Origin of the sequence: Paracoccus indicus (assembly GCF_003056335.1) — a bacterium.
GTDB classification, from domain to species: Bacteria; Pseudomonadota; Alphaproteobacteria; order Rhodobacterales; family Rhodobacteraceae; genus Paracoccus; species Paracoccus indicus.
This window is the reverse complement of sequence record NZ_PYWA01000002.1, coordinates 85,852-98,515: the sequence shown is the minus strand read 5'-3', so window position 1 is coordinate 98,515 and position 12,664 is coordinate 85,852. Positions and strand designations below refer to the sequence as shown.

15 protein-coding genes and 1 other RNA gene are annotated in these 12,664 nt (G+C 67.3%); 7 read left to right on the top strand and 9 right to left on the bottom strand.

The features are described from left to right. The first annotated feature begins 8 nt into the window (after positions 1-8). From ffs to recR, 5 genes are all read left to right on the top strand, one after another. Positions 9-105: signal recognition particle sRNA small type (ffs, locus tag DDE75_RS03405), an RNA gene on the top strand. 100 nt (positions 106-205) lie between these two features. Continuing rightward, positions 206-865, top strand: a complete 660-nt coding sequence (locus tag DDE75_RS03400; RefSeq protein WP_162798891.1) for an HAD family hydrolase — start codon at positions 206-208, stop codon at positions 863-865. 60 nt (positions 866-925) lie between these two features. Further along, the gene (locus DDE75_RS03395; RefSeq protein ID WP_108500997.1) at positions 926-2,710 is read left to right on the top strand and encodes a DNA polymerase III subunit gamma/tau; all 1,785 of its coding nucleotides are present in this window, start codon (positions 926-928) and stop codon (positions 2,708-2,710) included. Positions 2,711-2,713: 3 nt separating this feature from the next. Further along, positions 2,714-3,058, top strand: a complete 345-nt coding sequence (locus tag DDE75_RS03390) for a YbaB/EbfC family nucleoid-associated protein (RefSeq protein ID WP_108500996.1) — start codon at positions 2,714-2,716, stop codon at positions 3,056-3,058. A 3-nt stretch (positions 3,059-3,061) separates the two neighbouring features. Next, on the top strand, positions 3,062-3,661 hold the full coding sequence (gene recR, locus DDE75_RS03385; protein WP_108500995.1) for a recombination mediator RecR: 600 nt from the start codon (positions 3,062-3,064) through the stop codon (positions 3,659-3,661). Positions 3,662-3,740: 79 nt separating this feature from the next. On the opposite strand, the gene DDE75_RS03380 is transcribed toward recR, so the two are convergent. The 4 genes from DDE75_RS03380 to DDE75_RS03365 form a co-directional block, all read right to left on the bottom strand. Then, complete coding sequence (locus DDE75_RS03380) at positions 3,741-4,193, bottom strand: Hsp20 family protein (RefSeq protein WP_108500994.1); 453 nt, start codon at positions 4,191-4,193, stop codon at positions 3,741-3,743. A gap of 116 nt (positions 4,194-4,309) precedes the next feature. Next, the gene (gene glcF, locus DDE75_RS03375) at positions 4,310-5,605 is read right to left on the bottom strand and encodes a glycolate oxidase subunit GlcF (RefSeq protein WP_108500993.1); all 1,296 of its coding nucleotides are present in this window, start codon (positions 5,603-5,605) and stop codon (positions 4,310-4,312) included. Beyond that, positions 5,605-6,639: an FAD-binding protein gene (locus DDE75_RS03370; protein WP_108500992.1), complete on the bottom strand. Its 1,035-nt coding sequence runs from the start codon at positions 6,637-6,639 to the stop codon at positions 5,605-5,607. Before DDE75_RS03370 ends, glcF begins: the two co-directional genes overlap by 1 nt. Further along, positions 6,629-8,089 (bottom strand): FAD-linked oxidase C-terminal domain-containing protein, encoded by a 1,461-nt coding sequence (locus tag DDE75_RS03365; protein ID WP_108501319.1) that lies wholly within the window; start codon positions 8,087-8,089, stop codon positions 6,629-6,631. The genes DDE75_RS03370 and DDE75_RS03365 overlap by 11 nt, the downstream gene beginning before the upstream one ends. Before the next feature lie 95 nt (positions 8,090-8,184). On the opposite strand from DDE75_RS03365, the gene DDE75_RS03360 reads away from it, so the two are divergent. Next, entirely contained in the window at positions 8,185-8,949 is a 765-nt protein-coding gene (locus DDE75_RS03360; RefSeq protein ID WP_108500991.1) for a DUF599 domain-containing protein, read from the top strand. Here the strand turns inward: DDE75_RS03360 and DDE75_RS03355 are convergent. Beyond that, complete coding sequence (locus DDE75_RS03355; protein WP_108500990.1) at positions 8,867-10,054, bottom strand: MFS transporter; 1,188 nt, start codon at positions 10,052-10,054, stop codon at positions 8,867-8,869. The two genes, DDE75_RS03360 and DDE75_RS03355, sit on opposite strands and share 83 nt — an antisense overlap. Positions 10,055-10,160: 106 nt before the next feature. Next, positions 10,161-10,559 (bottom strand): hypothetical protein, encoded by a 399-nt coding sequence (locus DDE75_RS03350; protein WP_108500989.1) that lies wholly within the window; start codon positions 10,557-10,559, stop codon positions 10,161-10,163. Between the two features lie 55 nt (positions 10,560-10,614). Here DDE75_RS03350 and DDE75_RS03345 point away from each other — a divergent pair, with 55 nt between their 5' ends. Continuing rightward, on the top strand, positions 10,615-11,397 hold the full coding sequence (locus DDE75_RS03345) for an alpha/beta fold hydrolase (protein ID WP_108500988.1): 783 nt from the start codon (positions 10,615-10,617) through the stop codon (positions 11,395-11,397). Here DDE75_RS03345 and DDE75_RS03340 read toward each other — a convergent pair. The 3 genes from DDE75_RS03340 to DDE75_RS03330 are packed head-to-tail and all read right to left on the bottom strand — an operon-like array spanning position 11,394 to position 12,614. Beyond that, entirely contained in the window at positions 11,394-11,699 is a 306-nt protein-coding gene (locus DDE75_RS03340; protein WP_108500987.1) for a hypothetical protein, read from the bottom strand. The two genes, DDE75_RS03345 and DDE75_RS03340, sit on opposite strands and share 4 nt — an antisense overlap. 35 nt (positions 11,700-11,734) lie before the next feature. Then, positions 11,735-12,109 (bottom strand): cell division protein ZapA, encoded by a 375-nt coding sequence (locus DDE75_RS03335; protein WP_108500986.1) that lies wholly within the window; start codon positions 12,107-12,109, stop codon positions 11,735-11,737. Between the two features lies 1 nt (position 12,110). Then, positions 12,111-12,614 carry a hypothetical protein gene (locus tag DDE75_RS03330; protein WP_211659289.1) on the bottom strand — a complete coding sequence of 168 codons (504 nt, stop codon included), beginning with the start codon at positions 12,612-12,614 and terminating at the stop codon, positions 12,111-12,113. Positions 12,615-12,664: the final 50 nt, after the last annotated feature.

Here is a 12,664-nt window from a genome sequence, read left to right as displayed (position 1 = left end):
GTCGGCGCGAGAGGTTGGCGCGGGCAGGTGTCTTGCCAACTCGGTCAGGTCCGGAAGGAAGCAGCCGTAACAGGATCCACCTGGGTCGCTGTCCAGCCTCTCACCCCAGCCCTCCTTTCGATGCAAAGCTGTCATGTCGCCTTGCGACTTGTGACATGCCGCACCCGCCCCCATGTTAGCGGCGGACATGACGAAAGGACGCCCCATGACGCAACCCCGCTTCGACGCCGTGATCTTCGATCTGGACGGAACGCTTCTGGCCACCGAACAGATGGGCATCGAGACGCAGGAGGCCGCGTTGCACCGCATGGGTCGGACCGCCCCCGAGGGGCTGCTGCATTCGCTGGTCGGCATGGACGAACCAAGCGCCCGCAAGATCCTGCGCGACCATATCGGCGCGGATTTCGACTTCGACCAGCTGGACCGCCTGTGGTCCGAGGCCTTGGTTGAACGCCGCGACCGAGATGGCATTCCGCTGCGGCCCTATGTCGCCGATCTGCTGGCGGCGCTGCGCGAGATGGAGATGCCCTTCGCCATCGCCACCTCCAGCACCCGCGATCAGGCGCGCGAAAAGCTGGCCGCCGCAGGGCTGACCGACAGCTTCGACATCGTGGTGACGCGCAGCGACGTGTCCGACCCGAAACCGGCGCCCGACGTCTATCTGCTGGCGGCGAAACGCCTTGGTATCGACCCGACCCGCTGCCTGGCCTTCGAGGACAGCGATATCGGTGCCCGCGCCGCCCGCGCGGCGGGCATGACCGTGGTGCAGGTGCCCGACATGACGCCGCTGTCGGGCGATCACGCCGATCTGATGGCAAAGGACCTGATCGCGGGCGCACGCGGCATCGGATTGCTGGCCGCCTGACGTGATCCGGTTGTGGCAGATGGGACGCGCCGCTAAGGTGGCGCGACGCCCGGGGGATCGATGACCGACACGACAAACGCATACCAGGTTCTGGCCCGCAAATACCGGCCCGAGACGTTCGCCGACCTAGTCGGACAGGACGCGATGGTGCGCACGCTGAAGAACGCCTTTGCCGCCGACCGCATCGCGCAGGCCTTCATCATGACGGGCATCCGCGGGACCGGCAAGACGACCACGGCCCGCATCATCGCCAAGGGGATGAACTGCATCGGCCCCGATGGCGAAGGCGGCCCCACCACCGAACCCTGCGGGGTCTGTGAACATTGCGTGGCCATCAGCGAAGGCCGCCATGTCGACGTGATGGAGATGGACGCCGCATCCCGCACCGGCGTCGGTGACATCCGCGAGATCATCGAATCGGTGCACTATCGCGCGGCCTCGGCCCGCTATAAGATCTATATCATCGACGAGGTTCACATGCTGTCCACCAGCGCGTTCAACGCGCTGCTGAAGACGCTTGAGGAACCGCCCCCGCACGTCAAATTCATCTTTGCCACCACCGAGATCCGCAAGGTTCCCGTGACGGTCCTGTCGCGCTGCCAGCGCTTCGACCTGCGACGGATCGAGCCCGAGGTGATGATCGACCTGCTGAAGCGCATCGCGGGCGCCGAAAACGCACAGATCACCGAGGACGCGTTGGCGCTGATCACCCGTGCGGCCGAAGGCTCGGCCCGTGACGCGACCAGCCTTCTGGACCAGTCCATCAGCCATGGCGCGGGGGAAACCACCGCCGACCAGGTCCGCGCCATGCTGGGCCTGGCCGATCGGGGTCGCGTCATCGACCTCTTCCAGATGGTGCTGCGCGGCGATGCGGCGGCCGCGCTGACCGAACTGCAATCGCAATATGCCGACGGGGCCGATCCGGTCGCCGTGCTGCGCGATCTGGCGGAAATCACGCATTGGATCTCGGTCGTGAAGATCACGCCCGATGCGCTGGACGATCCGACCATTTCCCCCGACGAACGCGCCCGCGGCAAGGAACTGTCGGAGAACCTGCCGATGCGGGTCCTGTCGCGCATGTGGCAGATGCTGCTGAAGGCGCTGGAGGAAGTGTCCGCCGCGCCGAATGCCATGATGGCGGCGGAAATGGCGATCATCCGCCTGACCCATGTGGCCGACCTGCCCGACCCCGAGGCTCTGATCCGCCGCGTCCAGCAGGCCCAGAACGCGGGTGAATTCGCCCGCGGTCCCGCTGTTCAGGGTCAGGTTCCCGATCACGCCCCGCAGGCCATGCGCCGCGCGCGCCCCGCGCCGGTGGTGCAGCCGTCCGGTGCGGCGACCGCGCTGGCCGTGTCGCCGGACGTGCTGCAGTCCTATCCCGATTTCGAATCGGTGCTGGAACTGATCCGCCGCATGCGCGACATGACCTTGCTGGTCATGGTGGAACGTCATGTCGCGCTGGTGAAATACAGCCCGGGCCGGATCGAGTTCGAACCGCGGCTGGACCCGCCCACCAATCTGGCACAGCGCCTGGCCGAACGCCTGCGCGGCTGGACGGGCGGCCAGCGTTGGGCCGTCACCGTGACGAACTCGGGCGGCGCCCCCACCATCGCAGAAACCCGCGAGGCCGACGCGAAGGCCGCCCGCGAACGCGCGCTGGCCCTGCCCATCGTGCAACAGGTCATGGCCGCCTTTCCCGGCGCCACGCTGACCAACATCACCCGCGCCACCCCGCCCCCGACCGTCGTCGAGGATCTGGCGGAGGGCGCAGCCAATCCCCATGACGCGACCCAAGGCCCGGTGGCCGAGGTCGAGGAATGGGATCCATTCGAAGATGAGGATTGAGACATGATCAAGGGTTTGGGCGGCATTGGCGACATGGCCAAGATGATGAAGGCCGCCAAGGAAATGCAGGAAAAGATGGCGCAGATGCAGGAGGACCTCTCCAGCGTCACCGTCACGGGTGAATCCGGCGCGGGCCTGGTCAAGGCGACCTGCACCGTCAAGGGCGAGCTGACCGCGCTGGAAATCGACCCCTCGATCTTCGTGCCCTCGGAAAAGGAGGTGGTCGAGGATCTGATCCTGGCCGCCATCAAGGAAGCGCAGCGCGCCGCCGAAGAAAAGATGCAGGCCGAGATGGGCAAGATGACCGAAGGTCTTGGCCTGCCCGCCGGCATGAAGATGCCCTTTTGATCCATGACCCAGGGCAGCGACGACATTCAGGCGCTGATCGCGCTGATGGCGCGGCTGCCCGGGCTTGGACCACGCTCGGCCCGGCGCATCGTGCTGCAACTGGTGCGCAAGCGCAGCCAGCAGATGACGCAATTGGCGCAGCTGCTGGACCGGGTCGCAGTCAATTCCCGCGAATGCATCATCTGCGGGAACATCACCGACCGCGACGAATGCGCCATCTGCACCGATCCCGCCCGCGCCACGGGCGAGATCTGCGTGGTGCAGGATGTGGCCGACCTCTGGGCGCTGGAACGCGGCCAAGCTTTCAAGGGCCGCTATCACGTGCTGGGGGGAACGCTTTCGGCGCTGGATGAAATCGGCCCCGATGAGCTGGGCATCCCGGCGCTGATCGCCCGGATTCACGGCGAAAACATCTCCGAGGTGATCCTGGCGCTGAACGCCACGGTCGATGGTCAGACGACCGCGCATTACATCGCCGATGCGCTGGAGGGGTCCGATATCTCGGTCACCGGCTTGGCCCAGGGCGTCCCCATCGGCGGCGAGTTGGACTATTTGGACGACGGCACGATCAGCGCGGCCCTGCGTGCCCGACGGCGCCTTTAAACAAGACGCCGCCCGACATTCTTGGAACGTGAACGGGGGTCCGGGGGCAGTCAGCCCCCGGCCGTCGCGGGACGCAGGATCAGGCGTCCAGCTTCTCGATCTTGCTTGCGGCCTTGGCGATCTCGATCCGGCGGGGCTTCAGGGCCTCGGGGATCTCGCGCACCAGGTCGATGTGCAGCATGCCGTCCAGATGGCTGGCGCCCTCGACACGGACATGGTCGGCCAGGGTGAACTTGCGTTCGAAGGCGCGGGTGGCGATGCCGCGATGCAGATAGGTGCGGGTCTCATCCTCGTCGGCCTTGCGGGCCGAGACGATGACGGCACCGTCGCGCACCTCGACGTTAAGGTCGTCGGCGCCGAAACCGGCCACGGCGATCGAGATGCGATAGGCGTCCTCGCCGGTCTTCTCGATGTTGTAGGGGGGATAGGTCGGGGCTGCCACGTCGGCAGAGAGGGTCCGGTCCATCACGTCGGCCAACCGGTCGAAGCCGATCGAGGCGCGATAAAGCGGGGTCAGGTCGAAGTTACGCATGGGTCACATCCTTACGTCAAAGCGATGTCAACAGATGCCCCCCGATCATCGGGCGGGCAGATACCGACGCCATCATGGCCGCCGGTAAGGCTGATTTAGGATCGCCCGGACGCCGTTCAAGACCCCAATGATGCAGGTTTCGGCCCTCCTGTCGCCCAATCCAGCAACTGCACCGTATGGACCACCGGCAGGGCCGTCCCGCCACCGATCTGCATCATGCAGCCGATGTTTCCCGCCGCGATGACCTGCGGCTCCAGCGCCTGCAGGGATGCCACCTTGCGTGTCTTCAACTGCGCCGAAAGCTCGGGCTGCAGCAGGTTGTAGGTCCCGGCAGATCCGCAGCACAGATGCGGGTCGGCAGGCTCGACCACCTGAAAGCCCGCGCGGGTCAGCAGGTCCTTGGGGGCCGATCTGATCTGCTGGCCATGCTGCAGCGAACAGGCCGAATGATAGGCCACGCGCATGCCCCCTGCACCCGCTTCGACGGTTTCGGGCAGGCCAAGCCCGTCCAGAAATTCGGTCACGTCGCGGGCCAGACCGGCGACGCGACGGGCGTCATCCTCCATCATCTCTCCGGCGAACAGATGACCGTAATCCTTGATCGTCGTCCCGCAGCCCGAGGTGTTGATGATGATGGCATCGACCGGCCCCTCGGCCTCGGCGGCCAACAGGCGGGCGATGCTGTCACGCGCCCTTTCGCGGGCGTCGCCTTCCTGCCCCATATGCAGGGTCAGCGCCCCGCAACAGCCGAATTGCGGCGGGATCACCACCTGGCACCCCGCACGGCGCAACAGGCGGATGGTTGCGTCGTTGATGTCGGTGTTCAATGCACGCTGTGCGCAGCCGATCATCAGCACCACCCGTGCCCTCTGCGGACCGATCGCCGCGAAGGTCTGGCCGCGGTCGTTCACGCTGACCGGCGGCACCCGCGCGGGCGCCATGTCCAGCATGGCCCGCAGCCGCGCATCGGGCATCAGCCGGCGGAATGGCCGCGCCAGCCGCGCCCCCGCCAGCGCCAATCGGAACCGCCCCGGATGGGGCAGGATCGCCGTCAGCAGCCGCCGCAGCATCCGGTCGCGCCAAGGCCTGCGATAGGTCGCGTTGATATGGCTGCGCGCGTGATCGACCAGATGCGCATAGTTCACCCCCGAGGGGCAGGTCGTCATGCAGCTGAGGCAACTGAGGCAACGGTCGATATGCCTGACCGTCTTCTCATCCGCCGGGCGGCCCGACTCCAGCATGTCCTTGATCAGGTAGATGCGGCCGCGCGGGCTGTCCAATTCGTCGCCCAGTACCTGATAGGTCGGGCAGGTCGCCGTGCAGAAGCCGCAATGCACGCAGCTGCGCAGGATCTTGTTGGAATGGGCCGTCGCAGGATCGGCCAGCTGCTGCGGGGTGAAATTGGTCTGCATCAGCGCCCCCCCTGAAATATGCCGCGCGGATCGAAGCGGTAGCGCAGGTCGCGCTGGATGCGTTCTGTGACGGGGTCAGGCTTTGGCAGGATGGCGGCGTCGGCCCCCGTGATGCGACGCGCATGCCCCGCAAAAGGCGGCAGTTCCGGCGGCTGGCCCGCGGGCATCGCCGCAAGGATCAGCGCCCCGCCCCAATCCACCAGCATCGGCTGCGGCAGCCTTTCCAGCAGGGATGGCGCCTGCGAGGGGCGGCAGATGATGCGCCAGACGTCATGCCCGGGATCGGCGGGGGTCGGGATATGCCAGGGGTGATCCTCGACCTGCGATGGCGCGCCGAAATCCGACAGCCGTCGTGCCAGCTCCGCACTGCGTGCCGCAACCGAGGCACCCAACCCCTCCAGCCGGATCAGCGCGCCATGGTCCGGCGTCCAGCGTGCCGCGCTGACATCATGGGGACCGCCAAGCGCAGCCGTGAAGGCGCGGATCGCTTCCTCTGCATCCAGATCGGGCAGGCGCAGCGTGGTCGTGACCTGCGGCAGAGGCGTCGTGCGGAAGGACAGCTCGGTCAGCACGCCCAACTGGCCGCGGCTGCCCGCCATCAGCTTGACCAGATCGTATCCGGTGACGTTCTTCATCACCCGCCCGCCGTTGCGGATGATCTGCCCCTGACCGTCCACGAAGCGCACCCCGATCAGCGCGTCCCGCGCCGCCCCCGACAGGACACGCCGTGCCCCCGAGGCATTGGTCGCCGCCACCCCGCCGATGGTCGAACCGGGCAGGTCGTCCGGTTCGAACCCCAGCATCTGGCCCTCGGCGGCCAAAGTGTCCCGCACGGTCTGCAAGGGCGTTCCCGCCCGCACGACCAGCGTCAGCGCCTCGGGTTCGTAAAGCGTCACGCCCGTCATCGCCGTCATGTCCAGACGCGCGCCCTGCCCTTCGCCGGGCCAGAGCCGCGTGCCGCCGCCGATGACCGACAGGGGTGCGCTGGCGTCACGGATCAGCGCGGCAAGATCCTCTTCGGTCTCAGGCCGCATCGGAGGCCGTGCTGTTCAGGCGGCGGTCGCGTCGCGGGGCCGAAACCTCCAGTGGAAAGACCTTGGCGGCGTTCAGCAGCCAATGCGGATCGAAGGCATCCTTGACGCGCATCTGCGCCTCGAGATCGGGGGGATCGAACTGTGCGCTCATCAGGTCGCGCTTTTCGATGCCGACGCCATGTTCGCCGGTCAGGCAGCCGCCGACCTGAACGCACAGGCGCAGGATGTCGGCGCCAAGCGCCTCGGCCCGGTCCAGATCGCCGGGCGCGTTCGCATCATAGATGATCAGCGGGTGCATATTACCGTCGCCCGCGTGAAAGACATTGGCGACCGCCAGCCCGTATTGCCGTGACAGATCGCCGATGCCCGCCAGAACCATCGGCAGCGCCGTCACCGGGATCGTGCCGTCAAGGCAGATGTAATCGCCCATCTGCCCCATCGCCCCGAAGGCGGACTTTCGGCCCAGCCAGATGCGGCGGGATTCATCCTCGGTCCGGCTTTCGCGGAATTCGACGGGATCGAAGCGCATGGCGATCTCGCGGATCAGCGACAGCTGTTCGTCGATTTCCGGAGCGGTGCCCTCGACCTCGACGATCAGCAGCGCCTCGGCGTCGGGATAGCCGGCATGGGCATGCGCCTCGGTCGCGCGGATGCAGGGGCTGTCCATGAATTCGATGGCGACGGGGATGATGCCCGCGCGAATGATGGCCGCGACGCAGGCGCCCGCGGTTTCGCTGCTGTCGAAGCCGATCAGCACGGGGCGCGCGCCCGCCGGACGGGGCAGGATGCGCAGGGTCGCCTCGGTCACGATGCCCATCTGGCCCTCGGACCCACAGACGACGCCCAGCAGGTCCAGCCCGCCGCTTTCGCCCATCGGGCCGCCCAGTTCGACCACGCTGCCATCCATCAGGACCATGGTCACGCCCAGCAGGTTGTTCGTCGTGACGCCGTATTTCAGGCAATGCGCACCGCCGGAATTCATCGCGATATTGCCGCCGATCGCGCAGGCAAGCTGACTGGAGGGATCAGGCGCATAGAAGAAGCCGATCCCTTCGACCGCCGCCGAGACCGAGAGGTTCGTGCGCCCCGCCTGCACCCGGATCAGCCGGTCCTGCGGCGACACCTCCAGCACCTGCGTCATGCGCGACAAGCCGATTACCACCGCATCCGCCGTGGGCATCGATCCACCCGCAAGGCTGGTCCCCGCCCCGCGCGGCACCACCGGCACGCGCAATTCGTGGCAGATCGCCAGCAGTTGCGAAACCTGCGCGGTCGTTTCGGGCAAGACCACCGCCAGCGGCGCACAGCGATAGGCCGAAAGCGCGTCGCATTCATAGGCACGGGTTTCGGCGGGATCGTCGATGACGGCGCCGGGAAGCGCGGTCTTCAGCCTTGCGACGATGGCGCTGCGCTGCGCAAGCACCGACGCATCGGGCACGGGCATCTGCATCATGGCCGGTCCTTCCCTCCCTGCCTGTTCGTTTTCGACGATAGGGGGCCGCCCGGGGGCTTTCAAGCGCTGTGCGCTGGTTCTAAGGTCGCGGCATGAACCCGCTTGACCTGATCATCACCCATCCGCCCGCGCTGCCTGACCTTCTGGCGCTGATCCTGCTGTTCGCGGCCTGGTTCGGCATCGGATGGTTCACCGAACGCCCGCCTGCGGGCAAGCCTTCGGTCTCGGTGCTGATGACGCGGTTCCGGCGCGAATGGATGCGCCAGTTCGTCGAACGTGATCCGCGCATCTTCGACGGCAACATCCTGTCCAGCCTGCGCGAGGGCACGGCCTTCTTCGCATCGGCCTGCATGATCGCCACGGGGGGCCTGCTGGCGCTGATCGGCAATGCCGAACGCCTGCGCGGTATCGCCGCCGAGCTGGAGTTCGACCCCACCGCCGAAACGGGCTGGGAACTGCGCCTGCTGGTGACGATGTTCTTCATCGTCAACGCCTTCCTGAAGTTTGTCTGGGCGCATCGCCTGTTCGGATATTGCGCGGTGCTGATGGCATCGGTCCCCAACAGCGCCGATCACCCCGATGCGACCGACCGCGCGATGCAGGCGGGCGATCTGAACATCACTGCCGCCCGCAGCTTCAACGCGGGCCTGCGCAGCGTCTATTTCGCGCTTGGTTCGCTTGGCTGGCTGGCCGGGGCATGGGGGCTGATGGCGGGGACCGCCATCGTCCTGTGGGTGACGTGGAGGCGCGAGTTCGCCTCGACCTCGCGGCAGGTCATCCTGCGGTCGCTGCCGCCGCCTGCCCTTTCCGACCATGGCGCAACGCCAACGTCCAAGCCACGGCCCCCGCAATCGTAAGCAGCACCCCGACGATGCCCGGGGCGCGCCAGCCCCACCCCGCCGTCAGCGCCAGACCCGCAAGGAAGGGCCCAAGCGCATTCGCGGCATTGAAGGCCGCGTGGTTCATGGCGGCGGCCATGCTTTGCGCCGATCCGGCGACATCCATCAGACGTGTCTGCAGCGGAATGACCAGGCCCGCGCCCGCCGCGATCAGGAAGGACGACAGCACCATCAGCGGCCAGTTGCCCACTGCCAGCGCGGCGAAGCCCTGCGTCAATGCCATCGCCAGCAGGCTGACATAGGCGGCGCGGTCGATGCCGAGCGCCTCGGTCATGCGGCCTGCGCCCCAGGTGCCAAGCGTGCCGCCCACGCCGAAGACCGCCAGCGTGAGCGGCACGACGAAGCCCGGCGCCTCGGTCGTGGCCAGGATCGCCGCTGTCAGGAAGGCATAGACCGAAAACAGCCCGCCGAAGCCGATGGCCCCCACGGCCAGCACCCACAGGACGCGCGGATTGCGCAGCGCCTGCAGTTCATCCCAGGGGCGCGCGTCGGGATTGCCGCCCACGCGCGGCGCAAAGCGCAGGATCGCCCAGGCCGAGGCCAGCGCCAGCACGCCCGGCAGCGCAAAGCCCCACCGCCAGCCGATGCTTTGACCCATCCAGCCCGCCAAGGGCACGCCGACGACATTGGCGATGGTCAGGCCCAGCAGCACCCTTGCGGCACCGCGCGCCCGCTGTCCCGGCGGCAGGGCGTCGGCGGCATAAAGCATCGCCACGCCCAGGAAACCGCCATGCGGCAGACCGGCAAGGAAGCGCATGCCCGTCAGGCTGGCCAGCCCCGGCATGATCGCCGCCAGCAGGTTCACCAGGCCATAGAAGGCCATCAGCGCCGCCAGATACCGCCGTCGCGGCAGCTTGGCCCCCAGGATCGAGGTCAGCGGCGCACCCACCACGACGCCAAGCGCATAGGCGCTGATGACGTGACCGGCCTGCGGGTCGGACAGCCCCAGATCCGCGGCGAAGAAGGGCAGCAGCCCCATGGCCGCGAACTCAGAGGTGCCGATGGCGAATGCACCAAGCGACAGCGACAGGATCGCCGCGCGGAATTCTGATTGTTGGGTCATCGGAGGGTCCTGCGCGCGATTGGGTTTCAACGCCACGAAACAGCTTGGACAGGCTTTGGCAAGACGCCCGCTGCGAAGGTCAGCTTTGCACCACGTGCATGTGCTCTCAGAGCATCCCCCGCTTGACCATCACCCACAGCGCAAGGCCCCCCAGCACCAGCAGGCCCAGCACCACCGAGGCTGCAAAGCCGATCGCCCGCCCCTGCCAGCGCGAGATCTCGCCCAAGGGGCGCAGATGGGCGACCAATGCCGCGTGATCGCGCGCGATGTCGTCAAGCGACAGCTGGCGGGCGACCTTGGGCTGGGCGGCCATGCTGCCCGCCTTCGCCAGACGCGCACCACGACGACGCAACCCCGCAGGCAGGGCACCGCCCCGGCGGCGCATCATCTGCGCCAGCGGCGGACGCTCGCCCCGGCGCGCACCGCCGAAGCGCGATGCCATCAGGACGGCGACCTCATCGGCCATCTCGGGGATATCTTCGAAACTGCTGGGCGTTCGGGTCATGGCGCGCAGAATAGACGGGATGGAAGCTGCGCGCCAGACGCTCTAGGATGGTCGCATGAAGCTGCATCACGATATCATCGGGCCCGAAGACGGCCTGCCCGTTCTGCTGGTCCACGGCCTTTACGGGCAGGGGCGCAACCTCGGCGCTCAGGCCCGCAGGCTGGCGGCCACCCGTCGCGTCGTCACCGTCGATCTGCGCAACCACGGCGACAGCCCGCATGACCCCGACGCCAGCTATGCCGCGCTGGCGGGCGATCTGGCCGTACTGATCGCCGATCTGGGCGGACGGGTCGATCTGGTCGGCCATTCGATGGGCGGCAAGGCCGCGATGATGCTGGCACTGACTCATCCGCAGATGGTGCGCAGGCTGGCGATCATGGACATCGCGCCCATCGCCTATGGCCACGACCAGACCCGCTATATCGATGCCATGCAGGGGCTGGACCTGTCGCGGATCGACCGGCGCAGCCAGGCGGATGCGGCGCTGACCGATTCGGTCCCCGAGGCCGGCACACGTGCCTTCCTGCTGCAGAACCTTGACCTGAAGTCCGATCCGCGCGGCTGGAAGCTGAACCTGAACGCCCTGCGCGAATACATGCCGCAGATCGTCGGCTGGCCCGACGACCTGCCTGCGGGCGCTTTCACCGGCAAGGTCATGGCTCTGCGCGGCGCCCTGTCCGATTACGTCACCGACGCAGGCGAGGACGCCCTGCGCCACCATTTCCCGCAGGTGCGCATCGTGACGCTGAAGAACGCCAGCCATTGGCTGCATGCCGATGCCCCCGAGGCGGTGTCAGAGACGCTGGCGGCATTCCTTGGGGACGGAACCGGCGATTAATCACGGCAGCGCAGATCGACGCGGGCGACGGCGGATGCCGCATGGGCCTGCGTTGTCAGGCTGGCGGGGATCACCCGGCAGCCGGTCGCCTCTTCGGCTGCACGGACCATCTGCATCGGAAGATCGTCCCGATCCTCGCGGGCCACCCGGTCCAGCCGGATGACCTGGGCTTCGGTATCGCGCTGGAAGACCGCGAAGCGCAGCCCGTCGATGGTGACATCGCGACGCTCGACCCCCATGAAATCGACCGAGGGCGAGGCGCAGCCCGCAAGGGCAAGGAAAAGAGGAAGAATCAGGCGCATTCCCGAAGGATGGCCTGAAACTGCTTAACGCTTCGTTAAGATGCGGGCTCGCCGCTGCGCTGTTCTTCCAGACGGTCGGCCAGCGATTCCGCGCGGGCGGCCATTTCGGCCATCGCCTCCTTCAGATCGTCGGGAATGACCGGAACCTCGACCCGCGGCGGGTTCGATTGCAGCCGTGCGGCAAGACGCTCGGCCTTTTCGGCCCGATCCTCGAGCGAGGCGAAACGGTCCGCCAGCATCAGCCCCGCCAGCAGCAGCAGGCGCGGTTCGGGGACGCGGCCCGCCTGTTCCAGGATCTGGCGCGCTTCGCCGTCAAGGATGGCGGCGGCGCGTTTCAGCAGGTTTTCCTCGCCGTCCTGGGCACTGATGCGGTATTCCTTGTGCCCGATGGTGAATTCGACCTCGGCCATGTCAGATCCCTTCCTGGGTTGATGCGGGTTCGGGGTTCTGTTCGGGGTTCTGCGGATCGCTCAGCAGGCGCTCCAGCTCGGCCATGATCTCGGACATCTGGGCCATCTCGGCCTGGCGGGCGGCGCGCAGGGCCTTGACCTCGGCCTCCAAGGCATCGCGAACCTCATCCTCGCCGATGCCGCCGGTTTCCTGCGCCTCGATCAGGTTGCGGTTGGCCTTGGCCAGGTCGTCGTTGGCGGCGGCCATTTCCGCATTGCGCTGCGTGGCCTCGTCCAATTGCCGGCGCGTTTCGTCCAGATCCTGCGACGGCTGTTCGCGGTCCGGCGGCGTTGCGGATTGTTTCAGACGGTCGTTTTCGCCCTGCAGCTGCTCCAGCTGGCGGGTCAGATCCCGGATCCGATCGGCGTCTTCGCTTGGGGCGGGGGCGGGCTGGCTGTCCAGCAGCTGGTCCAGACGGTCAAGCGCGGCGCTGAGCCGGCGTTCGCTGGCAGAGATATCGCTCATGTGCGTCGGTCCTTTGGGTGTCATTCCAACGGTTTTCGCACCCCGAGGGC

Excerpts from the sequence above, each read along its gene's own strand:
- DDE75_RS03395 (WP_108500997.1), top strand. The coding sequence starts at position 926 with ATGACCGACACGACAAACGCATACCAGGTTCTGGCCCGCAAATACCGG.
- recR (WP_108500995.1), top strand. The coding sequence starts at position 3,062 with ATGACCCAGGGCAGCGACGACATTCAGGCGCTGATCGCGCTGATGGCG.
- DDE75_RS03355 (WP_108500990.1), bottom strand. The coding sequence starts at position 10,054 with ATGACCCAACAATCAGAATTCCGCGCGGCGATCCTGTCGCTGTCGCTT.
- DDE75_RS03390 (WP_108500996.1), top strand. The coding sequence starts at position 2,714 with ATGATCAAGGGTTTGGGCGGCATTGGCGACATGGCCAAGATGATGAAG.
- DDE75_RS03380 (WP_108500994.1), bottom strand. The coding sequence starts at position 4,193 with ATGCGTAACTTCGACCTGACCCCGCTTTATCGCGCCTCGATCGGCTTC.
- DDE75_RS03330 (WP_211659289.1), bottom strand. The coding sequence starts at position 12,614 with ATGAGCGATATCTCTGCCAGCGAACGCCGGCTCAGCGCCGCGCTTGAC.
- DDE75_RS03400 (WP_162798891.1), top strand. The coding sequence starts at position 206 with ATGACGCAACCCCGCTTCGACGCCGTGATCTTCGATCTGGACGGAACG.
- DDE75_RS03370 (WP_108500992.1), bottom strand. The coding sequence starts at position 6,639 with ATGCGGCCTGAGACCGAAGAGGATCTTGCCGCGCTGATCCGTGACGCC.
- DDE75_RS03345 (WP_108500988.1), top strand. The coding sequence starts at position 10,615 with ATGAAGCTGCATCACGATATCATCGGGCCCGAAGACGGCCTGCCCGTT.
- DDE75_RS03335 (WP_108500986.1), bottom strand. The coding sequence starts at position 12,109 with ATGGCCGAGGTCGAATTCACCATCGGGCACAAGGAATACCGCATCAGT.
- DDE75_RS03360 (WP_108500991.1), top strand. The coding sequence starts at position 8,185 with ATGAACCCGCTTGACCTGATCATCACCCATCCGCCCGCGCTGCCTGAC.
- DDE75_RS03350 (WP_108500989.1), bottom strand. The coding sequence starts at position 10,559 with ATGACCCGAACGCCCAGCAGTTTCGAAGATATCCCCGAGATGGCCGAT.
- DDE75_RS03340 (WP_108500987.1), bottom strand. The coding sequence starts at position 11,699 with ATGCGCCTGATTCTTCCTCTTTTCCTTGCCCTTGCGGGCTGCGCCTCG.
- DDE75_RS03365 (WP_108501319.1), bottom strand. The coding sequence starts at position 8,089 with ATGCAGATGCCCGTGCCCGATGCGTCGGTGCTTGCGCAGCGCAGCGCC.
- glcF (WP_108500993.1), bottom strand. The coding sequence starts at position 5,605 with ATGCAGACCAATTTCACCCCGCAGCAGCTGGCCGATCCTGCGACGGCC.